Here is a 25,527-nt window from a genome sequence, read left to right on the forward strand (position 1 = left end):
TCAGAATGGATGCCGACGCCTACGCAGCCGCCCACAGCGCCGAGTGGGACCGGCTGGCCGCGCTCGCGAAGAGCAGGCGGCTCGACGGCGATGCCTCGGATGAGCTCATCTCCGGGTACCAGTCGGCGTCGACGCAGCTCTCCGTGCTGAGCGCGGCCGACGGTGACAGCGCCTACACGGATCGGCTCGCGACAGCGCTGTCATCCGCTCGACTGCGCTTCACCGGATCCTCGGCAGGGGCGGCCGGCATGGTTGCGCGGTTCTTCGCCGTGTCGCTGCCCGCGGCGCTGTACCGTGTGCGCTGGGTCGCCCTCGGGGTGGCGGTAGCAACCATCGTCGTGGCATCCCTTGCGGCGTGGTGGCTGGTCGCCGATCCGCGAGCGTTGGCCGCGGTCGGCAGCGACGCCGAGCTCAAGCAGTACCTCAACCATCAGTTCATCGACTATTACTCGAACAATCCGGCAGCATCGTTCGCGGGGCAGGTCTGGACGAACAACGCCTGGTTGGCGGCGCAGAGCATCGCGACGGGCATCCTCGGCGTGTACGTGCCGTACATCCTGATCCAGAACGCGGCGAACCTCGGCGTGGCTGCCGGCATCTTCGTGCACTACGGGCGTGCTGACGTGATGTTCTCGTACATCCTTCCGCACGGTCTGCTCGAGCTCACGTCGCTGTTCGTCGCTGCTGCTGCCGGGCTGCGCATCTTCTGGGCGTGGATCGCGCCGGGAGCCCGCACTCGTGGGCAGGCGCTCGCGGAGGAGGGCAGGGCCTTGTTCGCCATCGCGGTGGGCGTGGCGATCAGCCTCTTCGTGTCCGGCCTGATCGAGGGATTCGTCACGCCGTCCGGGCTGCCGGTGTGGGTGAAGGTCGCGATCGGTGCGGTGGCCCTCGCGGCGTTCCTGGTCTACATGCTTGTGGTGGGGCGTCGTGCGGTACAGGCCGGGGCGACGGGCGACCTGGCGGAGTCGGATGCCGGCGCCCGACGACTGGTCGCCGGCTGAACTTACTCGCTGGTCGAGTAGCGCGTACCACGGGTGCACCCGTATCGAGACCCGGCTAGTCCGAGGACTCGATACGCGTGCACTACGCGGGCGCTACTCGACCAGCGGGAATTACTGAACGGCCTTGGTGGTGCCGTCGAACAGGAAGCGGCTGGTGAGACCGGCGATCAGCGCACCGACGATGGGGGCGAGGATCGTCACCCACACCTGACCGATCGCTACCGGTCCACCGTAGATCGCCGTGGCCAGAGCACGGGCCGGGTTGAACGAGCCGTTCGAGACCGGGATGGCGATCAGGGCGACGACGGTCAGCGTGAGGCCGATGGCGAGCGGGGCGAACCCGGCGGCTGCGCGGATGTGCGTGACGCCGAGGATGATGTACAGGAAGAGCGCGGTCGTCACGATCTCGACGACGATGACCGACCAGATGCCGTATCCGCCCGGCGAGAGCGTGCCGTATCCGGTCGATGCTCCCTGGAACTGCACGGTCAGGAAGTTGCCCTTCGCGCCCGGCGCGCCAGACAGGATCCAGAGCAGGATGCTCGACGCCACGATCCCACCGACCAGCTGCGCGATGATGTAGCCGATCACGTCGCGCCAGGCGAAGCGTCCTGCTGTGGCGAGGCCCAGCGTGACCGCCGGGTTGAAGTGGCCGCCGGAGACCGGACCGAACGCATATGCGCCGATGACGACCGAGAGGCCGAGAGCGAGGGCCACGCCGAGGAAACCGACGTTCAGTCCGCCCTTGCCCGCGTGGAATCCTGCTGCGTAGATCGCCGTGCCGACGACTGCGAAGACCAGCAGGAATGTCCCGAAGGCCTCCGCCGCGAGACGGGCGCCGAGAGACGGCGAGACGGTGGCCACAGGCGAGGCCGCCGCGGGAGTTGACTCAGACATCTTCACTTCCTTTTCGGATGATCCGCGGGACGAATTCCGCACCCTGATGCACGGCCCGCGCCTACCTGCGACGCTAAGGTATTTCCCAGGTTCGGTCCAGGCGATTTCCCAGCATGTCGCGGATGCCCCCATCCCGACGGCCGGTTGTCCCCGCCCGCGGTGCATAACTCCTGCAGATTCTGTCGGGAGGCCACGACACGCCGTGTCGGGGGGCGTCCGGCCCGGAATTGCAGGAGTTATGCGCAGGCGTCGGGCGCAGGCGTCGGCCGGAGGGGCGGCCGCTGGGGAAGAGGGCGGGTCAGGGACGGCCGCTGGGGAAGAGGGCGGGTCAGGGACGGCCGCTCGGGAAGAGGGCAGGTCAGAGGCGGCCGGATGCCTTCAGCGCGATGTACCTGTCGGCCAGCGCAGGCGGCAGCTCGGCCGGTGGCGCGGTGACGACGTCTGCGCCGAGCTGACGGATCGCCCCGGCCACCCTGGCTGAGTCCAGCAGTGTGCGCTCGGCGGCCGCGGCTGTGTACACCGAGCCGGCATCCGCGCGTCGGCGCGTCGCCTCCACCACCTCTGGGTCGGTCACGGTGGCGACGACCACGGTGTGCGACCGCGTGAGCTGAGGGAGCGCCGCGAGCAGGCCGGCCGACGAGCCGGGTGTCGAGGCATCTGTGAGCAGTACGACGAGCGCTCGGCGATGGGTGATCGCGCGCACCTGAGCAGGCACCGCTGACCAGTCCGTCTCGATCAACTGTGGCTGCACATCGGCGAGCGAGGTCACGAGGCGCGAGAGCAGGTCTGCGCCCTTCGCGCCGACGACCCTGGCACGCACGCGGCGGTCGAACGCGATCGCGTCGATGCGATCCCCTGCGCGATCAGCGAGAGCCGCAAGAAGGAGCGCACTCTCGAATCCGGTGTCGATGCGGGGCTCGTCGGCGATGCGGGCGGCCGACGTGCGACCGGTGTCGATGACGATCACGACACGTCGGTCGCGCTCCGGGCGCCAGGTGCGCACCATGATGCCTGCGCCCATGCGACCTGCGCCGTCGTGCGCCGACGCGGAGTGCCTCGCCGTCGCCCGCCAGTCGATCGACCGCACGTCGTCGCCCGCCACGTACTCGCGCAGTGAGTCGAACTCCGTGCCCTGACCGCGCACCATCACGGACGTGGAGCCATCCAGCTCACGCAGGCGCGCCAGGCGGGACGGCAGGTGCCGTCTCGCCGTGAACGGCGGGAGCACCTTGAGCTCTCCCGGTGCGTCGAGCGCGGCCTGACGTGACCAGAGCCCGAGTGGGCCCGTCGAACGGATCACCACGAATCCAGTGCGGCGGGTGCCGCGACGACTCGGGGTGAGGGCGAGAGTGAGCATCCTGCGTTCGCCGGGCGGCACGTCGACGGGCAACCGGGATCGGCTCGCACCGGCGGAAGGTTGCCACGCATCGCGCAATGTGCCGCGCAGCCTTCGACGACCCGCGTTGGTGAGCACGACCGACGCCGGAACGGTCTCGCCGAGCCGAACGCGGGACGGGAGCATCCGCTGCACGAGCACGGCACGCGGAGAGGATGCCGCAACCAGGTCGATGACACCGAGCGCGCACACGAAGACCAGCCAGCACACCATGGCGAGGTACGCCCCGGCGCCCGTGTCGCCGAACACGACGACCGGCACGAGACCGACTGCGAGGAGGGCGACGAAGCGCCCGCTGATGGCCAACCCGTGCGCCCTAGAGCGGAACCTGCACCTGCTGCAGCACGGAGCGAAGAATGCCGTCGGCCGACACTCCCTCCAGCTCCGCCTCGGGCTGCAGCTGCAGTCGGTGCCGCCATGCCGGGTGCACCATGGCCTGCACGTGATCGGGTGTGATCGCGTCGTATCCGCCGAGCCAGGCGTGCGCCTTCGCCGCGGCGAGCAGCGCCGTCGCACCGCGCGGGCTGACGCCGAGCCGCACGGAGGGACTCTGTCTGGTGGCGCGCGCCAGGTCGACGATGTAGGCGAGGATGTCCGGTCCGGCACCCACCGCACGAACCTGCTCGCGGGCGCGAAGGATGCCGGCGGCATCCAGCACCGGGCGGATGCCTGCAGCCTCCAGCGCCCGTGGGTCGAACCCCGCCGAGTGCCTTCGCAGCACCTCGAACTCCGCGTCGCGGCCCGGTATGTCGAGCACGATCTTGAGCAGGAAGCGGTCGAGCTGCGCCTCGGGCAGGGTGTAGGTGCCCTCGTACTCGATCGGATTCTGCGTCGCCGCGACCAGGAACGGGTCAGGCAGACGCATGGTCTCGCCGTCGGCGCTCACCTGCCGTTCCTCCATCGCCTCCAGAAGAGCGGCCTGCGTCTTCGGCGGGGTGCGGTTGATCTCGTCGGCGAGAAGGATGTTCGTGAACACCGGCCCGTTCCGGAAGACGAAAGCAGCAGTTCGGGCGTCGTACACCACGGATCCGGTGACGTCGCCCGGCATCAGGTCCGGCGTGAACTGCACGCGCTTGGTGTCCAGCGACAGCGCCGCGCTCAGCGACCGCACGAGGAGCGTCTTCGCCACGCCGGGCACACCCTCGAGCAGCGCGTGGCCGCCCGTGAGCAGCGCGACGAGCAGCCCGGCCACCGCGTCGTCCTGGCCGACGACGGCCTTCGCCACCTCCGCACGCACCTGCCGGAACGCCTCGCGGTCGCCGGCGCCGGGCGCGCCTCCCGCCTGGGGCACCATGGTCGTCGGCGCGTCCGCCGGCCGGCCACCCGGCTGCGCAGAACTGCTCGGATCGGTCATCGCTGTCGACTCCTTCTTCTTCGTGTCGCTGAGTCCTGGGTCGCTGAGTCCTGCGTCATCGAGTCCTGGGCTGCCGGGCCGCGTGCCGGCGACGCTGCGGCGCTGCCGCTTGGTCTCGCTCCCGCCACGGCCCTCCGCACATCGTTTTCCAGGTCGTGCAGTCCGCGCGATGCCGCAACCAGTTCGGCATCCGTTCCCGGCATCGCGTCGAGCAGCAGGTCGCGCACCTCCTGCACAGGCCGTCCCGTGAGCGCGGCCGCGGCGGTGACGATCTGGTCGACGTGCGCCGCCGCCGGCAGCCCGCACAGCGCCCCGACCCGTTGCAGCGTGCCGATGCGCAGAGCGTCGAGCGCGTGCGTCCTCGCCTTGGCCCGGCGATAGAGCCTGGCCCTGCCCTGCATCGTCTCCCCGGCATGCACCACGACGGGGAGGTCCTCGATCACGAGCGGGCCGAATCGGCGTCCGCTCCACACCGCGGCAGCGACGACGACGGCGATCAGCAGCAGAATCGCGGGCGTGAGCCACTGCGGGGTGATCTGGGCGAGCGTCGGCGGACCGGATGCCTGCACATCCGCCTCCGTCGGCAGATACCAGACGAGCGTACGGTCGCCGCCCAGCAGCCCGATCGCCAGCGCCGCGTTGCCCGCCTGCCCGATGTGCTCGTTGTCGAACAGCTGCGAACCGACGACGGTGACCGAATCGTCGTCGTTGATGGTCTGCGCCATCGCGTACGCCGAACCCACCCGGAAGCACGGTGTGGCGTTCCCGGTCGCGCGGTATGCGTCGCGCACCCCGGAAATGCGGCCGGCGTTCTGGGCGACGACCAGGGTGCACGACGGGCGTTGCGAGGACGACACGGTCGCCTTGCCTGCCTCGTGGATGTCGGGTGCCATCGCTGAGAGCGCCGTGAAGTTCGGGCCGATGACGACGACATCCGAACCCTGGGCGAGCACCTCCTGCAGCTGGTCGGTGTCCAGCAGCCCGTTGGGGTCCGAGAGCAGCACCGCTGTGTCATCGCGAGCGGATGTCGTTCGTTCCGCCTCCTTCAGGGTGCTGGCCGTCTTCACCTCGACGCCGTGCTGGGCGAGCACGCGCGCGAGCGCCTGACCGCCCTGCGGCGCCGGGTTGTTCGCGCCCATCGGATCGGAGGATGAGGTCGCGAGCGACAGTTGCACCGCAAGAGTGATGGCAGCGCCGACGACGAGCACCGCGACGAGTACCAGCCAGCCGCGTGCCCTGCGCAGGCTCTGCCGCGGGGTGCTCGTCAGCGGCACCGGAGGCGCTGTGGTGGTCACCGGGTCGGGCCCGATCCGAGCGGAGCGTACGAGCCGGCATCCATGCCGCTCGCAACCTCGGACGCGTCGTAGGGCGAGCCGTCCGAAGCACCGAATCGGGGGCGGGCGGATCGCAGGTCGTCATCCAACGTCTTCAGGCCGGCGTACGCGTCTGCGTCGCCGTGTCGGCCTAGATAGCGAACCCCGTCGAAGAGCAGCGCCGCGGAATGCAGCCTCGCCGCGAACTCGGGGAGCGCGGCGGACGCGAGCGCCGACACCTCCTGCGCCGTCGTGCCTGGGAGCACGAGCACGATGGTGCGATCGGCCAGCGATCGCGCGATAGCACGGAAGAGGTCGAGCACCGCTGGGTCGTATCGTCCATCGTGTGCGGCAGCCGTTGCGTCCCTTCGCAACTGCTCGGCGCCACGCGGATCGTCTGCCTCGAAGACGACGGGTGCCGGCTGCCTTCTGCGCAGACGCGGCAGGCCGAAGATCACGAATGCGCCGATGATCAGCGCTGCGGCGATGGAAATGCCGACGGCGGCGATCACCCAACCGGCGCCGCTTCCAGGCTGAAACCCGAGGGATCCGAACCACTCGGCGACCTGCTGCGCCAGCCGGTCGAACCAGGTGGGCTTCGCGGCCTGGTACTCGGGCTTTGCGAGTTCGTGTCGCAGCCAGCGTTGCGCCGTCGGCCCATCGGGGTCCAGCGGCGGCGTGTCGGCCAGCACGCGGGTCAGTGCCGTGGTCACCGTCACGGGGCTCCCCGGTACTGGCCGGTCCATGCCGACTGCCCCGTCGGCCGGCCGAAGTCCTGCCGGGGCGTGGCGAACGGGTCCGCGCTGTCCTGCCTGCCAGCCGCGCGGTCCTCGACGGCGCGCTGCAGATCGGAGTCGAGGCCCTCGTGGCGCATCCGCAGATCGAGGTAGACGGTGGTGGCGGCGGCCGATTCGATCACGGACGTGATCGAGCCGACGAGGATGCTCACCAGCAGAGTGACCCCGTAGTAGACGATCGTGACGATGATCGACGCCTGGGACTGGAACGAGCCTGTCGGGTCGATCACCGCGATCACGATCATGAAGATCACTTCCAGCGGAATGCTGATGACGAAGCTCGCGGCCGAGCAGATCAGCGCGACGAGCACGAGCGTGCCGAACGTGCGCCAGAACGATCGATCGGTCAGCCGCCACGAGCGCGCAACGCCCGTCCAGACGCCGACCCGCTCCACGACGATCACGCTCGGAGTGAGCGCCGTCTTCGTGCCGAGCCACACCCAGAGCGCGATCAGGGCGAACCCGGCGAGCACCGAGAACAGAACGGTGACGAGCACCGAGCCGGCCAGCGACGACGCGATGGCTGCCACGACGACGAGCGCGATGGATGCCGTCACCGCGGCCGCGAGCAGCACCGTCCAGCCGATCAGCCGCCATCGGCTGCCTCTCGTCGCACGCCACAGCCCGCGCAGGGTGAGCTTCTCGCCGAGCGCGCCGTGTGACACCTCTGAGGCGACGAGTCCCTGCACCAGTGCCGTGCCGACCAGCGAGACGACGATCGTGAGCAGGAACGCCGCGATCAGGAGCGCGATGCTGCCGGCCAGGATGGCCTGCGATGCGCTCGTCGCCGAACCCTCGGAAGCCGAGATGCGGGTGGCGGCGAACACCGTCGTCGCACCCACCAGCACGACGCTCAGCACCGTCGTGATGAGCTGCACGATCAGCGACCCGCCGACCGTCGCCCGCGGGTTGTGCCGCAGCACCCTGAACGGGGTGCCGAGCAGGGTGCCGAAGGGCAGAGGGCGGAGCGGGAAGAGCCCGGGCTTCGGAGGAGGGGTCCAGCCGCCGGGCTGTTGCCACCCGCCGGGAGCCTGGCCGGGGACCTGCCAGGCGGGCTGCTGCCAGCCGGGGACCTGCCAGGCGGGCTGCTGCCACGCTGGCTGCTGCCACGTCTGCTGCGGCCATGCGGGAGGCTGCGGGGTCGGCGGCGCCCACGACTCCGGTGCCGTCCACTGCGTCGAGCCGCCCGCCTTGGCGCCCGGCTGAGAGTCGCCGTCCTGGCCGAGGTTGTCGCTCACCGCTGCCTTCCGCTGATGGGATCTTCGACGCAGATCATCGACGCCGGCAAGGGCTCCTTCGGCGCAGACGTCCGGGTCCGCTCCATCCTGACACAACCCGCTCACCTGCTGCCCACACGCCGGTGCGCCTCCGCGGGGCCCTCACAAGACGGTCGGCTACTCTTGTGCCATGATCTCGCCCGCGCGGTCGTCTGCCGTGGGCGTTGAAGAAGAATCAGGACCCGAACAGTCATGAGTGCACGCATCCTGGTCGTCGACGATGACACCGCGCTCGCCGAGATGATCGGCATCGTGTTGCGCACAGAGGGATTCGAACCGAGCTTCTGCGCCGACGGAGCGATCGCCATCGACGCGTTCCACGCGAGCAAGCCGGACCTGATCCTGCTCGACCTGATGCTTCCGGGCATGGACGGCATCGAGGTGTGCGCGCGCATCCGTACCGAGTCGGGCATCCCGATCATCATGCTCACCGCCAAGTCCGACACGGCGGATGTCGTCAAGGGGCTCGAATCGGGCGCCGACGACTACATGGTGAAGCCGTTCAACCCCAAAGAGCTCGTCGCCCGCATCCGCACCCGGCTGCGGCCAGCGGCGTCGTCACCGGCCGCCGACACTCTGCGGGTCGGCGACCTCGAGATCGACGTGGCGGCACACGAGGTTCGGAGGGCGGACGAGCGCATCAACCTGACGCCGCTGGAGTTCGATCTGCTGATCGCCCTGGCGGCCAAGCCGCAGCAGGTCTTCACCAGGGAGATGCTGCTCGAGCAGGTGTGGGGCTACCACTACAAGGCAGACACCAGGCTCGTCAACGTTCACGTGCAGCGGTTGCGGGCGAAGGTTGAAGACGACCCCGACAACCCGAAGATCGTGATGACCGTGCGCGGCGTCGGCTACCGCGCGGGCACCACGCCTTGACGGAAGCCGTCCCCCCGATGTTCCTGGGTGTCGACTGGCGGCGGTGGCGGCAATGGCCCGGCCGCCTCGTGCACCTGTGGCGAACGTCGTTGCAGTTCCGCACGGTGCTCTTCACGGTGGCGCTCACCGGGGCGGCCGTGCTCATCGCCGGCCTCGTCGTGACGTTCGTCATTGCAGGCGACCTGTACCAGTCGCGTCTCGACCAGGCCTACCACGACGCGGCACGTGCGACGACGGATGCCCAGAAGAAGCTCGACGCGTCCGACGCCACCGACCCCGAGGCGATCGACAACCTCTTCCTCCAGGTCTTCGGCGACGTGAAGAACTCGACGACCACCGGCCTTGTCGCGTCGTTCCGCGTCCCCGGGCAGGGCATCGACCCCGCGGCTCCAGTCGGCGTCTCCACCTTCGGCTCCGGCAACAACGTCATCTCGTCGTCCCTGCGCAAGGCGGTGCAGTCGTCGCCGCACGCTCTCTTCGCTCAATCCGTCGGACTCCCGGCGGGCGACGGCGGGACGACCCCCGGCATCGTCGTCGGGTCACAGCTGCAGCTGGCGACAGCCGGGCGCTACGAGCTCTACATCGGTTACGACCTTTCGGACTCCGAACAGACCCTGCTGTTCGTTCAGCGCACACTGCTGGTCACGGGGTTGGCACTGCTGCTCCTGATCGCCGCGATCACCGTGCTGGTGGTGCGCCTCGTTGTGAACCCGATCCGCATCGCGGCCCAGACGAGCCGACGCCTGGCCGAGGGCGATCTGGAGGTGCGCATGCCGATCGCCAATGAAGACGCGTTCGCGACCTTGGCCCGCTCCTTCAACGGCATGGCGGACGGTCTTCAGCGGCAGATCACCCAGCTCGCCACGCTCTCGCAGCTGCAGCAGCGATTCGTGAGCGACGTCTCGCACGAGTTGCGCACGCCGCTCACCACCATCCGCCTTGCAGGCGATGTCATCTACGACCAACGCGAGGATTTCCCGCCCGCGACGGCCCGCACGGCCGAGCTGCTGCACGCGCAGATCGACCGCTTCGACACCCTGCTCTCCGACCTGCTCGAAATCAGCAGGTACGACGCCGGGTCCGTCGTGCTCGAGCTCGAACCGACCAACCTGACGCGGCTGGCTGAGGACGCCGTCGAAGACATGGGTCCTCTCGCCGCGACGAAGGGATCGGAGCTGCGCCTTGAGGCGCCGGGCGGTTACTTCGAGGTCGACATGGATGCGCGCCGGGTGCGGAGGGTGCTGCGCAACCTGCTGGGCAACGCGATCGAACACGGCGAGGGACATCCCGTCGTGGTCATGGTCGACAGCAATGAGACGGCCGTCGCGCTTGCGGTGCGCGACTACGGACTCGGGATGAACGAGAACGAGGTCGACCACGTGTTCGACCGCTTCTGGCGTGCCGATCCGTCGCGCAAGCGCACCATCGGCGGCACCGGGCTCGGGCTCGCGATCTCGCTCGAGGATGCGACGCAGCACGACGGCTGGCTCGACGTCTGGTCGAGTCCTGGGAAGGGCTCGAGCTTCCGTCTCACGCTGCCGAGAACGCCGGGGGAGCCGATTCTCACCTCGCCGGTCCCGCTGCCCCCGCAGGATGCCCCGGTCGACGACGACGGCCACCCCATCGGCCACGAGCACAGCGGCCGGCGGCGAGTGCCGCTCCCGTCGGACGTGCGTTCGCGCGGATCGAAGGATCGTGGGGAGAAGGGACGTGAGCGCAGAGAGGGCGGCCGCGGGCGCCGTCCGCAGGATCGCCGCGACACGGGCGACGGACGCGGCGCAGAGGGACGGAGCACGGGGAGCCGCACGACAGAGAGCCGCAAGACAGAGGGACGCGAGGGGACGGTGTCGTCGCGATGAGGTTCGGAAGAGGAGCGAAGGTCGCCGGGTCGCGCGCCGGGCGGATGGGCGGGCGAGGCCTGACATCCATCGCTGCGATTGCCGTGCTCGCGATCCTCGCGGGATGTGCTCAGATTCCGCAGACCAGTTCCGTGAAAGAGGTCGGCACCCTCGGCTCGCAGAACGCCGGCCTCGGTCAGGTCGACTTTCTGCCGAGCAGTCCGCAAGACGGCGCGACGCAGGACCAGATCCTTACCGGGTTCATCCAGGCCGCAGTCTCTCCGCAAGGCGACTATGCGGTCGCACGCGAGTTCCTCACTCCTGGCTTCGGCAGCAAGTGGAACCCGGATGCCTCGGTCACGGTCGACACGGGATCTCGCGACTTCGAGACCGTCGGCGCGACGCAGAAGCTCGTGACCGTTGTGCCGACGGCTTTCGTCGATGCCGACGGCACCTACCGGCGTGCCGAGTCATCGACGGGCATCCAGCAGCAGTACTCGTTCGTCAAGGAGAAGGGCGAGTGGCGCATCTCGAAGGCGCCCAACGGCGTCATCATCGACAGCTCTCGCTTCGCGAGCGTGTTCTCGCCGCATTCGCTCTACTTCTTCAGCCCCGATTTCTCCTACTTGGTTCCTGATGAGCGGTGGTTCCCCGATTCGCCGGCCTCCCTGCAGACGCGAGTCGTGAAAGAGCTCGTGCTGGGTCCTGCGTCGTGGCTCGGCGGCGCCTACGTCACAGCGTTCCCTCAGGGCGCCCAGCTCACCTCGGACTCCGTCACCGTGACCGATGGCGCGGCGAACGTTGACCTGAACAGCACGGCGGGCTCCGTGAGCGACACCACGCTCGCGCGCATGGAGCTGCAGCTCTCCCAGTCACTGGCCTCGGTGGCGGGGATCACCGACGTGCGCATCTCGATCGAGGGCGCACAGCTGCCCTCTCCGAGCCCGTTGCCCAACCCGCCCATCCAGAATCCCTCCGTCGACTCCAACGCGCTAGTGCAGCGGGCGGGCAAGTTCGGTTTGCTTTCCGGCACGAGCGTCACCGAGATTCCGGATGTCTCGCCCAAGGTCGAATCCATCGGGCCGCGTGCCGCGACCCTCTCCGCCGATCACCGCACGGCGGTGGTGCTCGGCGGCCGCGCCAACTTCGTAGTGAAGTCGACGGCCGACTCACCGGTGTCGTTCGACTCGCGAGCGGGCCTCATCGCACCAACGCTCGATCCCCAGGGATACGCGTGGAGCGTCACCTCGTCGAAGCCGTCGGAGTTCGTCGTGCTCGGGCCCAGCGGACCAGCATTCGACCTCTCGGTGGCGTGGCCTGATGCGCGGTCGTTGATCGCCGTGGCGATGTCGCGTGACGGAACCCGACTCGCGGCGCTCGTGCGCACTGACAGCTCGACCGACATCATGGTCGCCGGGGTGGTGCGATCGTCGACCGGCCGTCCGGACAGCGTGGCGACGCCGGTCAACCTCGGACCGGTCAGCGGAGGCAAGGCGACTTCGCTCTCCTGGCTGAACGACCTCTCGCTCGGCGCGCTCACGATGGGCTCGGCCTCCGACAGCACGATCAACGTGCAGACGGTAGGGGGCGAGAACGACCTCGAGCCGGGACCCAACAGCGGTGCATCCCTCGGTCCGGTGGGCGCGAGCCCCTATTACTGGGTGCTCACCTCGGCCGGATCGCTGCAGTGGCCTCGCGGCACCGGATGGCAGCAACGTGTCGACGGCGTGCAGTTCGTCGGCCAGCAGCTCGGCAAGCCGCAGTAGAGCTGTCTGTGTCTCGTCGTCCCCAGGGCGACCCGACACGGATCACTCCACCGAAGGGCCGAACCGGGCGAACTCGAAGTGGCGTCGAGGTCAGGATGTCTGCATGCCGCTCACCCTCGCCCGTCAGACGCCTGCAAACTCCGCGTCCGCCCCCTCTGTGCCTGCCGCATCGGCTTCCACCCGACCCATACACGCCGCGATACCACCAGCGCTCCGCTCCGCCCTGCTCGACGCCATCGCGGTGCTCGCCCCGACGACCTGCAGCGGCTGCGGGGCACCGGACAGAGGTCTCTGCGAGTCCTGCGTCACGGCGCTCGAGCCCGTGGTGAAGACCGTCGATCTGAACGGACTCAGCGTCGCCTACGCGCACGAGTACGACGGCGTCGTACGTTCTGCGCTCGCCGCCTACAAGGACGGAGGACGAACCGATGCCGCCTCCCGACTCGCGCCCTCGTTATCCGCGGCAATCGATGTCGCGCTGCGGGACGCCGCGGGCGGCCCCGCGCACCTCGTCACGATTCCGTCGTCGCGCGCGGCCCTCCGTGAGCGGGGATACTCGCCGGTCGGCCTGCTTCTGCGTCACTGCGGTCTGCACGCCGAGCCCGCCCTGCGCTCCAGACGACAGGCTGCCGATCAGGTGGGGCTCACGGCCGAATACCGCAGGCTGAACCGTGTCGGGTGGCTCACGGCACGCGGGTGGGTGGCGGGGGAGCGGGTGATCATCGTCGACGACATCCTCACGACGGGAAGCACCCTTTCCGAAGCACGACGGGCGCTCGAGGAGGCGGGTGCTCTGGTGCTTTCGGCCGCCGTTGCGGCGCGTACACCGCGCAGAATCGGAACGGACATCGGGTTCACAACCCCCTCCGGCCAACCGTCCGGCGAATAGTCGGCGCACGGCTGGTGACATCCATGTTCAGCCGGTCTACGGTAGGGGAAACGGTGTCGGTCCTGCCGCCCTTACCGTGAGGCCGACGACCGCACCGGAAGTTGGAGGTCGCCATGGACATCAACATCTTCGGACTCGGCGTGGGCATCACCGATCGCTTCCGGGAGTATGCGACGGAGAAGGCTGCCAAGATCGGTTCGCTCGCTGAGCGGGCCCTCTCGCTGGAGATCAAGGTCTCGCGGCACAACGAGAAGTCCGGAGGTCAGAACGGCGATGACCGGGTGGAGTTGACCCTGGTGGGTCCCGGTCCCGTGGTTCGTGCCGAAGCCACGGCCGCAGACAAATACGCGGCATTCGATTTGGCGATCGGGCGAATGCTCGAACGCGTGCGACGCGCGAAAGATCGTCGGAAGATCCATCGAGGACAACACAGGCCGCCGTCGGTGCGTGAGGCATCCACGGTCGGGCTCGGCAGGGTGGATGTCACACCGGCGCCCGTCACGGTGCTCGAGCAAGTGCGCACGGGGGGTGTGCCCGTCGTCGGCGAAGCGGCGACGACGGACGAGGAGGCAGAAGAGTACTGCCCGGTCGTCATCCGCAAGAAGGTCTTCGCGTCTGTTCCGATGACCGTGGATGACGCGCTGTACTACATGGAGCTCGTGGGTCACGACTTCTACCTGTTCATCGACGAGGAGTCCAACCGTCCGTCCGTGGTCTACCGCCGCAAAGGCTGGGACTACGGTGTGATCTCGCTCGACGAGGATGCGGAGGAACTGCAGGAGGTGGCGACCGCCTCACGCAAGCTCGGCCGCGGCTGAGGCTGTGCTGTTTGGCGCGCCGGTCCCCGCCCGGCGCGCCGCAGTCGGCCGGGCACGCGGTGGCGACCGGCGGCGGCACAGCCCCCGCCTAGGCGGAGCGTCTTCACCGCCGGTTGAGGAGCTCGCCGAAGGCGCGCGTCTCGAAACCCGCCCCCTCGGCATCCGGTTTCGAGACGCGCGCGGCTGACATCGTGTGCTCCTCAACCCGCGGTGGGCGCGGGAGTACGGCCAGCGCATCTTCAGGCGCCGTCCGGCATACACAGGTCACGGCCCGGTAACATGTGTCACGTTGTCGGCCCGTGGCCGGCACTCGTCCGCCCGGACGACGGATGCCCTGAAGGGCATCCCCACAAACCTTGATGGAGTGCATCAGTGGCCTCAGTTCTCGAAAGGGTCCTGCGTGTCGGCGAGGGCCGCACGCTCAAGCGGCTCGAAGCGTATGCGCGTGCTGTGAACGCGCTCGAGGAAGACTTCCAGGGCCTCAGTGACGAGGAGCTGCGCAACGAGACCGCCGAGTTGCGCGAGCGCTACGGCAACGGCGAGTCGCTCGACGACCTGCTGCCGGAGGCGTTCGCTGCGGTGCGCGAGGCATCCGTCCGCACGCTGGGCATGCGGCACTTCGACGTGCAGATCATGGGCGGCGCGGCCCTTCACCTCGGCAACATCGCCGAGATGAAGACCGGTGAAGGCAAGACGCTCGTCGCGACGACCGCCGCCTACCTGAATGCCATCGCGAGCCGTGGTGTGCATATCATCACCACGAACGACTACCTCGCCAGCTACCAGGGCGAGCTGATGGGGCGCGTGTTCCGTGCGCTGGGCATGACCACGGGCGTCATCCTCTCCGGCCAGACCCCTGACGAGCGCCGCGAGCAGTACCTGGCCGACATCACGTACGGCACCAACAACGAGTTCGGCTTCGACTACCTGCGCGACAACATGGCGTGGCAGGCATCCGACATGGTGCAGCGCGGACACTTCTTCGCCATCGTCGACGAGGTCGACTCGATCCTCATCGACGAGGCCCGAACCCCGCTGATCATCTCGGGTCCATCGAGCGGTGAGGCGAATCGCTGGTTCAACGAGTTCGCCCGCCTCGCCACCCGCCTCGTTCCCGAAGAGGACTACGAGGTCGACGAGAAGAAGCGCACCGTCGGCGTGCTCGAGTCCGGCATCGGCAAGGTGGAGGACTACCTCGGCATCGACAACCTCTACGAGTCGGCCAACACCCCGCTCATCTCGTTCCTGAACAACGCCATCAAGGCCAACGCGCTGTTCAAGCGCGACAAGGACTACGTCGTGATGAACGACGAGGTGCTGATCGTGGATGAGCACACCGGGCGCATCCTGGTCGGTCGGCGCTACAACGAGGGCATCCACCAGGCCATCGAGGCCAAGGAAGGCGTCCCCGTCAAGGCGGAGAACCAGACGCTCGCCACCGTCACGCTGCAGAACTACTTCCGTCTCTACAAGAAGCTGTCCGGCATGACCGGTACCGCCGAGACCGAAGCGGCCGAGTTCATGTCCACCTACAAGATCGGCGTCGTGCCGATCCCCACGAACAAGCCGATGATCCGCAAGGACCAGTCCGACCTCGTCTACAAGAACGAGGAGGCCAAGTTCAACCAGGTTGCGGAAGACATCGTCGAGCGCAACAAGAAGGGCCAGCCGGTTCTGGTCGGAACGACGAGCGTCGAGAAGAGCGAGTACCTCTCTCGGCTGCTGGCCAAGAAGGGCGTTCGCCACGAGGTTCTCAACGCGAAGAACCACGCGCGTGAGGCCGCGATCGTCGCACAGGCAGGTCGCCTCGGCGCCGTCACCGTCGCGACCAACATGGCCGGTCGTGGAACCGACATCATGCTCGGCGGAAACGCCGAGTTCATCGCCGTCGCCGAGATGAACGCGCGCGGTCTCAGCCCCGTCGACACCCCCGAGGAGTACGAGGCCGAGTGGGACGCCGTCTTCGAGCAGGTCAAGGAGACCGTCGACAAAGAGGCCAAGAAGGTCGTCGATGTCGGCGGCCTCTACGTGCTCGGAACCGAGCGCCACGAGTCGCGCCGCATCGACAACCAGCTGCGTGGTCGTTCCGGCCGCCAGGGCGACCCTGGCGAGAGCCGCTTCTACCTCTCACTCACCGACGACCTGATGCGCCTCTTCAACGCGGGTGCTGCGGAAAGCCTGATGGGTCGCAGCAACGTGCCAGACGATCTCGCGATCGAGTCGAAGGTAGTGAGCCGTGCCATCCGCTCCGCCCAGTCGCAGGTGGAGGCGCGCAACGCCGAGATCCGCAAGAACGTGCTGAAGTACGACGACGTGCTGAACCGCCAGCGCGAGGCGATCTACAGCGACCGCAGGCACATCCTCGAGGGCGACGACCTGCACGAGCGTGTGCAGAAGTTCCTCGACGACGTCATCGCCGAGGTCATCGACCAGCACACCGCCGAGTCGAACGCGGATGACTGGGACTTCGACGCGCTCTGGGCCGACCTCAAGCTGCTCTACCCCGTCGGCGTCACCATCGACGAGGTCATCGCCGAGGTGGGCAACAAGGGCCGGGTCAACAGCGAGTACATGAAGCGGGAGATCTTGTCGGATGCCCACCTCGCCTACGAGCGTCGTGAGGATCAGTTGGGCTCCCCTGCGATGCGCGAGCTCGAGCGTCGCGTCGTGCTCTCCGTGATCGACCGGCGCTGGCGCGACCACCTCTACGAGATGGACTACCTGAAGGACGGCATCGGGCTGCGTGCGATGGCGCAGCGCGATCCGCTGGTGGAGTACCAGCGCGAGGGCTTCTCGATGTACCAGCAGATGATGGGCGCCATCCGCGAAGAGTCGGTCGGCTTCCTGTTCAATCTCGAGGTCGAGGTCACCCAGGCGGCCGGTGAGATCACCGAGGTCGACGCGAAGGGCCTCGCGCCCGCCGCGAACGAGCAGCAGCGGCTCAGCTACTCCGCCCCCAGCGACGACGGCAGCGTCGAGGTGCGCAACCAGCGGGGTCAGGTCGAACGCGCCGCAACGGAGCGTGCCGAGCGCGCCCGCCAGCGTCAGCTGGCGGCGCAGAACGATGCGGTCGCTCAGCAGCAGGCTCAGCAGCAGCCCGCCCAGCGCGGTGCCTTCGGCCAGCGGTCAGACGGGGCTCCCGAGCCCCAGAACCGCGCAGAGCGTCGAGCCCAGAACCGTCGCCACTGACACCACGACGAGGCAAGACGTCGGGGGTACCTCATTGCCGCACCCTCCGCCGGTTCGAGTAGCGCGTCGCGAAGCGGCACGTCCCCCTGATCGAGTAGCCCGTTGTGAGGCGGCACGTTCCCGCTGGTCGAGTAGCGCGTCGCGAAGCGGCACGTTCCCGCTGGTCGAGTAGCGCGTCGCGAAGCGGCACGCGTATCGAGACCCGCGCCGAAGGATGCTCGGTCTCGATACGCATCGACCTACGGTCGGTGCTGCTCGACCAGCGGGCTTTGGCGGTGTCGCCTACAGCACGCTGATCGCCGAGGCGCGCCAGCGGCGGTCCAGGCCCTCCAGGCGGATGGCGACGGCGCGCACCCGTATCGGGTTGCGCACGATTATCGTCGCTTCGACGACGCCGTCGCGTGGCTCGCTGACGTGCGTGCTCAGCACGGTGAGCGCGGGCCGGGCCGCGGTGATGCCCTTCACTCGGCGCGCCCGCTCGGCGAGAACCGTGCGGTGCAACAGGGTCGTGTAGACCTCGTCCGTCACCCACCTGCTGAGCTGTTCGAGGTCGCGGGCGCCGGCGAGCACCTCGAGGATGCATCTGGCGAGGTTGGTCAGAAGTGGTTCGGGGTCGGGCAGCTCGGCGCGACCGGTCGGCTGGGCGAGGAAGAAGTCCTCGTCGATGCGTCTTCTGGCGCCCGAGCGTCGCGGGGCATCCCGCCCGCGCGACGGCGCGACCTCGACGCTCTGGTCTTGCGGTACCGGTGACGGCGACACCTGGCTCATCGGATGACTCCCTGCGGTCGGATGCGGGGAAAGGCGGGCCGATTCCCGCGCCTTCGGGGGTTAGGCAAGTCACTCAACCAGTGGCCAGACAGCGGGGTCCACTGCTTCCGTGCCCTGTGGACAACAGCGAGCGGTCTCCCCAGACAGCCGCTATCGTTCCCTCTCATGCGCTGGGACAATCTGTTCGCTGACCTCGAGAGCCAGCTCGAACACGAACTCGGCGCCGAAGACCTGGAGCTCCGCGTCGAGGAGGAACGGCTGCGCGTCGGTCGACTCGCATTGCGGGACAGGATGCGGGCGCTCTCCGGTTCTGGCGAGTCGGGCGCACCACTGTTGCTCTGGCTGGCGGACGGCAGCACGGTGAGGCTGCGCCCTGCCACGTTCGGCAGGGACTGGGTGTCGGGTGAGCTGGTTCCGGAGGGGCGGCACGGAGTGGAGCGAGCGCGGACATCCACTCGTGCGCTCGTGCCTCTCGATGCCGTCGTCTCGGTCGGTCTGACGGAGGCCCAGGTCGCCCCGAGCCTGGAATCGAACGGGGAGCAGGAGCGGCCTCAGGACGCGGCGCCTCGCCTGATCGACCGCTTAGGGCTGGCGTTCGCCCTGCGTGATCTCGCACGAAGGCGCAGCGCCGCGACCGTCGTCACCCTCGTGGGCACGATGCACGGAACGATCGACCGCGTCGCGAAGGACCACCTCGACCTGGCGCTGCACGAGCCGGATGTCCCACGAAGAGCGATGAACGTGCGTGGCATCCGCATCGTGCCGATGGTGGCGGTGGTGATGGTGCGGCTGTGACGTCGGCGGCTCTGAGCTGGGTGGCTGTGACGTCAGCGGCCGTCTGGCCACACCACCCGGCCGCCGGACACCTCGGGCATCGCCGCGAGGTCGGATTGCTCCCACAGCGATCGCCTGCGCGTCTCCTCGTACATCGCCTCGATGTAGGCCTCGAGTTCTACCCGCTCGATGCGCCATGCGCCGGGTCGTCCCACCCGGATGGCCGGAAGCTCGCCCGTGTCGATCAGACCGATCACATCGCTCGGGGCCACGTTCAAGACCTCCGCGGCGTCGCCGACGGTGAGAAAGCGCGTCACATCGTCTCGACGCTCGGGGGTCATGGGTTGAGCGTATCGCCGGATGCCTCGGATGCCTCGCGCCTGTGGACAACTTTCCTACGACTTGTCCAGAAACGGCACCATGGTGACCTCGCCGGATGGCACGACGGAACAGCCACGCCGTGACGAATCGGGCGAGACGAGGAGGACCATGAGCACGTCGACCGGCCCACGTCAGGCGGCCCAAACGGGCAAGAGGCGATTCTGGGTGGATCCGAGATTCGTCGTCGGCATCCTGTTGATCGCCGCATCCGTCGTCGGCGTGTGCGTGCTGCTCGCCACTCAGAACCGGAGCGTCGAGGTGTACACGGCCCGCAACACGCTGGTCGCGGGCGATCGCGTTCGCCCTGGCGACCTTGAGCTGACCAGCGTTCGGGTGCCGTCGGCGTCGGACGTATACCTCACGCGTGCCGCGCTTCCACGTGATGCCGTTGTGGTGCGTTCCGTTCCCCGAGGAGAGTTGGTGCCGGCGTCGGCGGTGGGGGAGACGGCGGATGCCGCCCTGACCAGCGTCGTCGTGAAGGCCTCCGGCCCGGCGGCCGCTGCCGTCGACAAGGGAGCCGTCGTCGACGTGTGGGCGGCGCACAGCACAGACGACAAGGACTACCGCCCGCCGACCGTGCTGGTTCCCGGAGCCGTTGTCGCGTCCGTGGCGCGCGACGATTCACTCGTCGCCGACCGCTCGACCGTGTCGATCGAGATGCGGGTGCCGTCGAACCGCGTGGCCTCCGTGCTGCAGGCGATCGCGGATGGCCGGGCGCTCTCGGTCGTGCCGGCGAGCACTGACTCGGGAGCAGGCCGATGAGCATCCTCGCGCTGTGCCTCGACAGACGCACGCGGGATCGCGTCGCCGCCGAGGCTGCGGCGTCCGGCCACCTCGTCGCGCTGCGCACGGAGACGGCGAGAGACCTCATCGCATCGCTGGAGGCGCGCACGACGGACGTCGCCGTTGTCGGCGCGGGCAAGGGGAGGCTCACGGCGGAGGTCGTGGCGATGTGCGACCGGTCGGGTGTGCGTCTCGTGGTGCTCGTCGCCTCGGAGTCGGAGCGGCGGTACGCACTCTCACTCGGCGTGCATGACGCGTTGGATGCCGCAGGAGACTGGAGCACGATCGAACCCTCGCTGCGCGGGGTGCCCGTCGTGCCCTCGCGCGCCGGCGGCCCCCTCGGCTCCGCGGACGCCACCAGGGTCATCGCGGTATGGGGACCTGCAGGCGCCCCTGGGCGCACGTCGTTCGCGATCACCATCGCGGCCGAGCTGGCCGCGCTCGGGCACAGCGTGGTGCTCGCCGACAGCGATCCGTACGGCGGCGCGGTGGCTCCGGCCCTCGGCCTGCTCGACGAAGCACCGGGGTTCGCTGCGGCCTGCAGGTTGGCGGCATCCGATTCCCTCACGCACGACGAGCTGGCGCGGATCGCTCAGCGGTATTCGAGCCCACGGGGCGCGTTCTGGGCTCTCACCGGCATCGGACGGGCGTCCCGCTGGCCGGAGCTGACGGATGACCGCGTCGAGCGTGTGCTCGCCGTCTGCCGCACCTGGGCGGAGTATGTGGTCGTCGACGTGGGCTTCAGCCTGGAGACCGACGAGGAGATCACCAGCGACCTGTTCGCACCCAGGCGCAACGCGGCGACTCTGGCCGCGCTCCGCGCCGCAGACGACGTCGTCGCCGTCGGGGCGGCCGACCCCGTCGGGCTGTCCCGGTTGCTCAGGGCGCTTGGCGACCTTGCGGATGCTGCACCTGAGACACGGGCGCACGTCATCGTTAACCGGGTGCGGGCATCCGCGGTGGGCGCGAGCCCCTTCGCTCAGGTGTCGTCGACGCTGATGCGCTTCGGCGGAGTCGAGGCCGCTGCGCTGGTGCCGGATGACCCGGCGGCGTTCGACCGCGCGGTGCTCGCCGGAAGCACGCTGAGGGATGCCGCACCCAAGTCGCCGGCCCGCGCCGCGTTGCGGCGGTTCATCGAGCGGGAGCTGGCGCCGGTGCCGGAGCCGAGGACTGCGCGTCGGCGGCACGCGCGAGCGAGGGTCGTCGCTGACGCTGTGTGAAGGGACCGAGGTGTGTAACCGCGCGAGCGTAGGTCGCTCGGCGCTGGCGTCGCGGCGATGGTCCCCGGACCATCGCTTTTAGCTCCAGCGCGCACTCCTAGACTGTGTGGATGTCCACGCTGAGTGATCTCGTCGTCGCGCACGGCCGTTCGACCCCCGAAGACATCGAGTGGTTGCACCTGCTCGTCGGCGATTGCCAGCTGTTGGCCGATCTCGCCTTCGCGGACATCGTTCTGTGGGTGCCGACCACCGAGGACGGGTTCATCGCTGTCGCTCACTCGCGGCCATCCAGCGCGGCGACACTGTTCTACCGCGACTTCGTCGGTCAGCAGATCCGCGCGGAGTGGCGAGGACTCGCGACAGAGGCGTTCCAGACCGGAACGATCGTCGACTCGCATGCGCCGGACTGGTACGAGGAGATGCCGACGCGGGTGCGGGCTGTGCCTGTCTTTCGCCGGGTGTCGGCATCGACCGCGCAGGTGGTGTCGCATCCGATCGCTGTGATGACGCGGCACAGCAACCTGAGTGAAGCGCGCACTCCGAGCCGTCAGGAGCTCACCTTCAACGCGTGCGCGAACGATCTCTTCGGCATGATCGCGACGGGGGACTTCCCCGATCTTGGCGCGCCGTCGGGCCCGCGCAGGGGTGCTCCTCGGGCATCCGATGGTCTGATCCGACTCGACGTCGACGGCGTCACCACGTTCGCGAGCCCCAACGCGCTCTCGGCGTTCAACCGCATGGGATTCACGGAGGAGCTGGAGGGGGAGTCCCTCGCCGAAGTGACGACCAGGGTGCTCACCGACAACTCGGTCGTGGACGAGTCGCTGCCGCTCGTGGTCACCGGCAGGGCGCCCTGGCGCACGGACATCGAGGCGCGCGGAGTGACCGTCTCGCTGCGCACGATCCCGATCCGCACGCACGGTGAGCGCACCGGTGCGATCGTGCTCTGCCGAGACGTCACCGAGATGCGGCACCAGGAGCAGGAGCTCATTACCAAGGACGCGACGATCCGCGAGATCCACCACAGGGTGAAGAACAACCTGCAGACGGTGGCGTCACTGCTGCGCATCCAGGCAAGGCGTACGCACTCCGAAGAGGCCAGGGAGGCTCTCGGTCAAGCGATGCGGCGGGTGTCGGCTATCGCCGTCGTCCACGACACTCTGTCGGAGGGGCTCGCGCAGATCGTCGACTTCGACGACGTGTTCGACCGCGTGCTGCTGCTGGTGGCCGAGGTGGCCAGCGCGCACAACACGACGGCGCATCCGAAGTCGACGGGCAGCTTCGGCGAACTGCCGAGCGAGTACGCGACCCCACTGGCGCTCGCGCTCACCGAGCTCGTGACGAACGCGGTCGAGCACGGCCTCGCCGGACGGTCGGGCGAGGTGGAGATCATCGCGAACCGTTCGCCGGAGATGCTCACCGTCAAGGTGAAGGACAACGGCTCGGGGCTCCCGGAGGGCAAGGTCGGCGACGGCCTCGGAACGCAGATCGTCCGCACGCTCATCCAGGGTGAGCTGAGCGGCACGATCGACTGGCACACGCTGGTCGGCACGGGCACCGAGGTGACTATCGAGGTGCCGCTGCGCTACCTGCGCAAGGCGTGAGTCCGGTCGTTCTGTCTCCGGTGGGGGACTAAGAGGCGCGACGCGCTCGCGCGGCGCGACGCTTGAGCGCGCGACGCTCGTCCTCGGAAAGGCCACCCCAGACGCCCGAGTCCTGCCCGGTCTCGAGGGCGTACTGCAGGCAGGTCTCAGTCACGGTGCAGCGGGCGCAGACGGCCTTGGCCTTCTCGATCTGGTCGACGGCCGGTCCCGTGTTGCCCACCGGGAAGAAGAGTTCCGGGTCGGCTGTCAGGCAGGCGGCTTTGTCGCGCCAATCCATATGAGGGTGCTCCTTTGTTGCTTGCGTCGTACGACGGCGTGCATGACCGAACGGTCAATGATCGGGTGAGCGCCGAGTTTCAGGGTCATGATCTTTGGTGGGACTAGGTTCCTGTTGGACTGAGTTCCTATGAACGGAGACCTGCCCACGACCCTGTGAGCGTCAAACTCGACTAGGAAATGCTCGCATACTGGTAGTGCCAAATCAAGAGTTTCGATTGGGATAACGCTGTGAACACGGACCGGAAACAATCGCCCGATACGAGCGCTGACCGGCCGGAACGGACGTTCCCGCCTCTTCTCGGATGCCTCGTCGCCCTGCTGGCGCTCGAGTCGCTCGGGCTGATCGTGCTCGTGGTCTGGCTCGCTGTGCAGGAGACCCAGGTCGCGGCATCCGACTCGGTCAGCGGTCTTGCGTTGATCGTCATCGGGGTGCTGTGCGCCGTCTGGCTGGTGCTGACGACCATCGCCGCAACCCGCCGTCGATCGTGGATGAGGGGCTCGAGCATCACCTGGCACGTGATCGTTCTCGCGGTCGCGATCGGATGCTTCACCGGAGTGACAGCCGTCCCTGCGGCGGGCTGGTGGCTGCTCGTCATCGCCCTCGTCGGCATCGGCCTGGTGCTTGCTCCATCGGTGACCAGGGCCACCGCCCGCGAGGTCGTGCGCGATGAAAAGGAGTGACTGCGGAACCTACGCAGCCAGCTTCTTGCGGAGGGACGCTACGTGACCGGTGGCCTTCACGTTGTAGAGGGCGAGGCGGATGCTCCCGTCGGCGTCGACGACGAAGGTCGACCTGAGCACGCCGGTGACCACCTTGCCGTACAGCGACTTCTCGCCGTACGCGCCATAGACCTTGTGCACTGTCAGATCGGTGTCTGACAGCAGCGGGAAGTTCAGCCCGTCGTGCTCGCGGAACTCGGCGAGCTTGGCCGGGGCATCCTTCGAGACGCCGAGCACCTGGTAGCCGGCGGACTTCAGCGAGTTGAGGTTGTCGCGAAAGTCGCACGCCTCCTTCGTGCATCCTGGGGTCATCGCTGCCGGGTAGAAGTACACGATGACGTTCTGGCCGGCGAAGTCGTGCAGCGAGACCTCTGCGCCGTCCTGGTCGAGCAGCGTGAAGTCGGGGGCGGTGTCGCCGGCGCTCAGACGGGCGGAGGCATTCTGGTCGGCAGAGGTCGGGCTCGCAGCGGTCATGCCTCAACGGTAATCGAGGCGTCGCGCCGACGTCAGCGGAAGGTGGCGAGGAGCCGCTGAAGGGAATCGAGTCGTGCCTGCCCGAGCTCACCGAGCTCGCCGGCATCCACCGCCTCGATGATGGCGCAGTCCGGTGCATCGGGCAGGTGGGTGCAGCCGCGGGGGCAGTTCTCGGCGATCGCCGCAAGGTCGGTGAAGGCCCGGAGGATGTTCGCGGGGTCGACGTGCCCCAGCCCGAAGGAGCGAACGCCCGGGGTGTCGATGATCCAGCCGTCGCCGTAGGGGGTTCTCAGCCGCAGCGACACGGTCGACGACGAGGTGTGGCGTCCGCGTCCGGTGACCACGTTCACGTGCCCCGTCGCCCGGTCGGCCCCGGGGACGAGCGCGTTCACCAGGGTCGACTTGCCGACACCCGAGTGCCCGACCGCGACGGTGTCGTGTCCGGCCAACGCCGCGCCGAGTTCGTCGAGAGGGATGCCCGACGCCGGGTCATCCAACCCGTCCGCCTCGGGTGAGCTGCTCAGGAAGACCGGCAGGTCGAGCCCGGCGAAGTTGCGCAGGAAGGGGGCAGGATCGGCAAGGTCGGTCTTCGTGATGACGAGTAGAGGAGCGATTCCCGCGTCGTACGCGGCCACCAGGTAGCGGTCGACCAGCCTGGTGCGCGGCTCGGGGTTCGCCGCGGCCACGACGATGAGCATCTGGTCGGCGTTGGCGACGATGACGCGCTCGACGGCATCCGTGTCGTCCGCGCTGCGGCGCAGCAGCGTGCCGCGCTCACGGATGCGCACGATGCGCGAGAGCGTGCCCTCCTCGCCGGTGGTGTCGCCGACGAGGTCGACCCTGTCGCCCGTGACGACGGCCTGTTTGCGCAACTCACTCGCGCGCGCCGCGATCGCCTCGTGCTCCTCGGGGGTGTCCTCGTCGACCAGTACCGTGTACCTGCCCCGATCGACGCCCAGCACACGCCCGACGACGGCATCCTCGTGCTCTGGGCGCATCTTGCTGCGCGGGCGATTGCCCTTGGGATTGGGGCGGACGCGCACGGATGACTCGTCATACTCCTCGTACGGCTCGTCGTCTTCGTCGGTCTCCCACCAGCTCACGCTGTCGGCT

General features: G+C 68.5%; 23 protein-coding genes. 12 read left to right on the top strand and 11 right to left on the bottom strand.

The annotated features are described in order from the left end of the window. Positions 1-5 precede the first annotated feature (5 nt). Positions 6-1,001 carry a stage II sporulation protein M gene (locus tag ACYVDN_RS01045; RefSeq protein WP_460567580.1) on the top strand — a complete coding sequence of 332 codons (996 nt, stop codon included), beginning with the start codon at positions 6-8 and terminating at the stop codon, positions 999-1,001. Between the two features lie 111 nt (positions 1,002-1,112). Here the strand turns inward: ACYVDN_RS01045 and ACYVDN_RS01050 are convergent, their stop codons facing one another. The 6 genes from ACYVDN_RS01050 to ACYVDN_RS01075 all read right to left on the bottom strand — a co-directional run bounded on the left by ACYVDN_RS01050 (position 1,113) and on the right by ACYVDN_RS01075 (position 7,996). After that, complete coding sequence (locus ACYVDN_RS01050) at positions 1,113-1,898, bottom strand: MIP/aquaporin family protein (protein WP_460567582.1); 786 nt, start codon at positions 1,896-1,898, stop codon at positions 1,113-1,115. Positions 1,899-2,256: 358 nt separating this feature from the next. Beyond that, positions 2,257-3,600, bottom strand: coding sequence for a DUF58 domain-containing protein (locus ACYVDN_RS01055; protein WP_460567584.1), 1,344 nt, complete (start codon positions 3,598-3,600; stop codon positions 2,257-2,259). Positions 3,601-3,610: 10 nt separating this feature from the next. Further along, entirely contained in the window at positions 3,611-4,588 is a 978-nt protein-coding gene (locus ACYVDN_RS01060; RefSeq protein ID WP_460572174.1) for an AAA family ATPase, read from the bottom strand. A 56-nt stretch (positions 4,589-4,644) separates the two neighbouring features. Next, the gene (locus tag ACYVDN_RS01065) at positions 4,645-5,943 is read right to left on the bottom strand and encodes a DUF4350 domain-containing protein (protein ID WP_460567586.1); all 1,299 of its coding nucleotides are present in this window, start codon (positions 5,941-5,943) and stop codon (positions 4,645-4,647) included. Beyond that, positions 5,940-6,674 carry a DUF4129 domain-containing protein gene (locus ACYVDN_RS01070; protein ID WP_460567588.1) on the bottom strand — a complete coding sequence of 245 codons (735 nt, stop codon included), beginning with the start codon at positions 6,672-6,674 and terminating at the stop codon, positions 5,940-5,942. Before ACYVDN_RS01070 ends, ACYVDN_RS01065 begins: the two co-directional genes overlap by 4 nt. 2 nt (positions 6,675-6,676) lie before the next feature. Further along, positions 6,677-7,996 carry a hypothetical protein gene (locus ACYVDN_RS01075; RefSeq protein ID WP_460567590.1) on the bottom strand — a complete coding sequence of 440 codons (1,320 nt, stop codon included), beginning with the start codon at positions 7,994-7,996 and terminating at the stop codon, positions 6,677-6,679. 231 nt (positions 7,997-8,227) lie between these two features. On the opposite strand from ACYVDN_RS01075, the gene mtrA reads away from it, so the two are divergent. The 6 genes from mtrA (at position 8,228) to secA (ending at position 17,411) form a co-directional block, all read left to right on the top strand. Beyond that, positions 8,228-8,911 carry an MtrAB system response regulator MtrA gene (gene mtrA / locus ACYVDN_RS01080; protein WP_460567592.1) on the top strand — a complete coding sequence of 228 codons (684 nt, stop codon included), beginning with the start codon at positions 8,228-8,230 and terminating at the stop codon, positions 8,909-8,911. Between the two features lie 17 nt (positions 8,912-8,928). Next, positions 8,929-10,770, top strand: coding sequence for an MtrAB system histidine kinase MtrB (mtrB, locus tag ACYVDN_RS01085; RefSeq protein WP_460567594.1), 1,842 nt, complete (start codon positions 8,929-8,931; stop codon positions 10,768-10,770). After that, positions 10,767-12,515, top strand: coding sequence for a GerMN domain-containing protein (locus ACYVDN_RS01090; protein ID WP_460567596.1), 1,749 nt, complete (start codon positions 10,767-10,769; stop codon positions 12,513-12,515). Before mtrB ends, ACYVDN_RS01090 begins: the two co-directional genes overlap by 4 nt. A gap of 103 nt (positions 12,516-12,618) precedes the next feature. Beyond that, positions 12,619-13,404 carry a ComF family protein gene (locus ACYVDN_RS01095; RefSeq protein WP_460567598.1) on the top strand — a complete coding sequence of 262 codons (786 nt, stop codon included), beginning with the start codon at positions 12,619-12,621 and terminating at the stop codon, positions 13,402-13,404. 113 nt (positions 13,405-13,517) lie between these two features. Beyond that, the gene (gene hpf, locus ACYVDN_RS01100) at positions 13,518-14,222 is read left to right on the top strand and encodes a ribosome hibernation promotion factor (protein WP_460567600.1); all 705 of its coding nucleotides are present in this window, start codon (positions 13,518-13,520) and stop codon (positions 14,220-14,222) included. A 372-nt stretch (positions 14,223-14,594) separates the two neighbouring features. Then, the gene (secA, locus tag ACYVDN_RS01105) at positions 14,595-17,411 is read left to right on the top strand and encodes a preprotein translocase subunit SecA (protein WP_460567602.1); all 2,817 of its coding nucleotides are present in this window, start codon (positions 14,595-14,597) and stop codon (positions 17,409-17,411) included. A gap of 282 nt (positions 17,412-17,693) precedes the next feature. Here secA and ACYVDN_RS01110 read toward each other — a convergent pair whose 3' ends face one another. Further along, positions 17,694-18,179 carry an Rv3235 family protein gene (locus ACYVDN_RS01110; protein WP_460567604.1) on the bottom strand — a complete coding sequence of 162 codons (486 nt, stop codon included), beginning with the start codon at positions 18,177-18,179 and terminating at the stop codon, positions 17,694-17,696. Between the two features lie 165 nt (positions 18,180-18,344). Here ACYVDN_RS01110 and ACYVDN_RS01115 point away from each other — a divergent pair, with 165 nt between their 5' ends. Then, on the top strand, positions 18,345-18,974 hold the full coding sequence (locus ACYVDN_RS01115; protein ID WP_460567606.1) for a hypothetical protein: 630 nt from the start codon (positions 18,345-18,347) through the stop codon (positions 18,972-18,974). Between the two features lie 32 nt (positions 18,975-19,006). On the opposite strand, the gene ACYVDN_RS01120 is transcribed toward ACYVDN_RS01115, so the two are convergent. After that, on the bottom strand, positions 19,007-19,294 hold the full coding sequence (locus ACYVDN_RS01120) for a helix-turn-helix domain-containing protein (protein WP_460567608.1): 288 nt from the start codon (positions 19,292-19,294) through the stop codon (positions 19,007-19,009). Positions 19,295-19,442: 148 nt separating this feature from the next. Here ACYVDN_RS01120 and ACYVDN_RS01125 point away from each other — a divergent pair, with 148 nt between their 5' ends. The 3 genes from ACYVDN_RS01125 (at position 19,443) to ACYVDN_RS01135 (ending at position 22,941) form a co-directional block, all read left to right on the top strand. After that, positions 19,443-20,096, top strand: coding sequence for a hypothetical protein (locus ACYVDN_RS01125; protein WP_460567610.1), 654 nt, complete (start codon positions 19,443-19,445; stop codon positions 20,094-20,096). Then, positions 20,093-21,337, top strand: coding sequence for an AAA family ATPase (locus tag ACYVDN_RS01130; protein ID WP_460567612.1), 1,245 nt, complete (start codon positions 20,093-20,095; stop codon positions 21,335-21,337). The genes ACYVDN_RS01125 and ACYVDN_RS01130 overlap by 4 nt, the downstream gene beginning before the upstream one ends. Before the next feature lie 110 nt (positions 21,338-21,447). Then, on the top strand, positions 21,448-22,941 hold the full coding sequence (locus ACYVDN_RS01135) for a sensor histidine kinase (protein WP_460567615.1): 1,494 nt from the start codon (positions 21,448-21,450) through the stop codon (positions 22,939-22,941). 28 nt (positions 22,942-22,969) lie between these two features. Here the strand turns inward: ACYVDN_RS01135 and ACYVDN_RS01140 are convergent, their stop codons facing one another. Next, entirely contained in the window at positions 22,970-23,218 is a 249-nt protein-coding gene (locus tag ACYVDN_RS01140; RefSeq protein WP_460567617.1) for a WhiB family transcriptional regulator, read from the bottom strand. Between the two features lie 230 nt (positions 23,219-23,448). On the opposite strand from ACYVDN_RS01140, the gene ACYVDN_RS01145 reads away from it, so the two are divergent. After that, positions 23,449-23,901 (top strand): hypothetical protein, encoded by a 453-nt coding sequence (locus ACYVDN_RS01145; protein WP_460567619.1) that lies wholly within the window; start codon positions 23,449-23,451, stop codon positions 23,899-23,901. A 9-nt stretch (positions 23,902-23,910) separates the two neighbouring features. Here ACYVDN_RS01145 and bcp read toward each other — a convergent pair whose 3' ends face one another. Further along, positions 23,911-24,414: a peroxiredoxin gene (gene bcp / locus ACYVDN_RS01150; RefSeq protein ID WP_460567621.1), complete on the bottom strand. Its 504-nt coding sequence runs from the start codon at positions 24,412-24,414 to the stop codon at positions 23,911-23,913. Between the two features lie 32 nt (positions 24,415-24,446). Continuing rightward, positions 24,447-25,517: a ribosome small subunit-dependent GTPase A gene (rsgA, locus tag ACYVDN_RS01155; protein WP_460567623.1), complete on the bottom strand. Its 1,071-nt coding sequence runs from the start codon at positions 25,515-25,517 to the stop codon at positions 24,447-24,449. Positions 25,518-25,527: the final 10 nt, after the last annotated feature.

The sequence above is a fragment of the Humibacter soli genome (genome assembly GCF_054779035.1).

Bases quoted from the DNA above. Each gene is read 5' to 3' on its own strand.
- ACYVDN_RS01115 (WP_460567606.1), top strand. From the start codon at position 18,345: ATGCGCTGGGACAATCTGTTCGCTGACCTCGAGAGCCAGCTCGAACAC.
- ACYVDN_RS01110 (WP_460567604.1), bottom strand. From the start codon at position 18,179: ATGAGCCAGGTGTCGCCGTCACCGGTACCGCAAGACCAGAGCGTCGAG.
- mtrB (WP_460567594.1), top strand. From the start codon at position 8,929: ATGTTCCTGGGTGTCGACTGGCGGCGGTGGCGGCAATGGCCCGGCCGC.
- hpf (WP_460567600.1), top strand. From the start codon at position 13,518: ATGGACATCAACATCTTCGGACTCGGCGTGGGCATCACCGATCGCTTC.
- ACYVDN_RS01095 (WP_460567598.1), top strand. From the start codon at position 12,619: ATGCCGCTCACCCTCGCCCGTCAGACGCCTGCAAACTCCGCGTCCGCC.
- ACYVDN_RS01045 (WP_460567580.1), top strand. From the start codon at position 6: ATGGATGCCGACGCCTACGCAGCCGCCCACAGCGCCGAGTGGGACCGG.
- ACYVDN_RS01050 (WP_460567582.1), bottom strand. From the start codon at position 1,898: ATGTCTGAGTCAACTCCCGCGGCGGCCTCGCCTGTGGCCACCGTCTCG.
- ACYVDN_RS01125 (WP_460567610.1), top strand. From the start codon at position 19,443: ATGAGCACGTCGACCGGCCCACGTCAGGCGGCCCAAACGGGCAAGAGG.
- ACYVDN_RS01060 (WP_460572174.1), bottom strand. From the start codon at position 4,588: ATGGTGCCCCAGGCGGGAGGCGCGCCCGGCGCCGGCGACCGCGAGGCG.
- ACYVDN_RS01140 (WP_460567617.1), bottom strand. From the start codon at position 23,218: ATGGATTGGCGCGACAAAGCCGCCTGCCTGACAGCCGACCCGGAACTC.
- bcp (WP_460567621.1), bottom strand. From the start codon at position 24,414: ATGACCGCTGCGAGCCCGACCTCTGCCGACCAGAATGCCTCCGCCCGT.
- mtrA (WP_460567592.1), top strand. From the start codon at position 8,228: ATGAGTGCACGCATCCTGGTCGTCGACGATGACACCGCGCTCGCCGAG.
- ACYVDN_RS01135 (WP_460567615.1), top strand. From the start codon at position 21,448: ATGTCCACGCTGAGTGATCTCGTCGTCGCGCACGGCCGTTCGACCCCC.
- ACYVDN_RS01090 (WP_460567596.1), top strand. From the start codon at position 10,767: ATGAGGTTCGGAAGAGGAGCGAAGGTCGCCGGGTCGCGCGCCGGGCGG.
- ACYVDN_RS01120 (WP_460567608.1), bottom strand. From the start codon at position 19,294: ATGACCCCCGAGCGTCGAGACGATGTGACGCGCTTTCTCACCGTCGGC.
- ACYVDN_RS01130 (WP_460567612.1), top strand. From the start codon at position 20,093: ATGAGCATCCTCGCGCTGTGCCTCGACAGACGCACGCGGGATCGCGTC.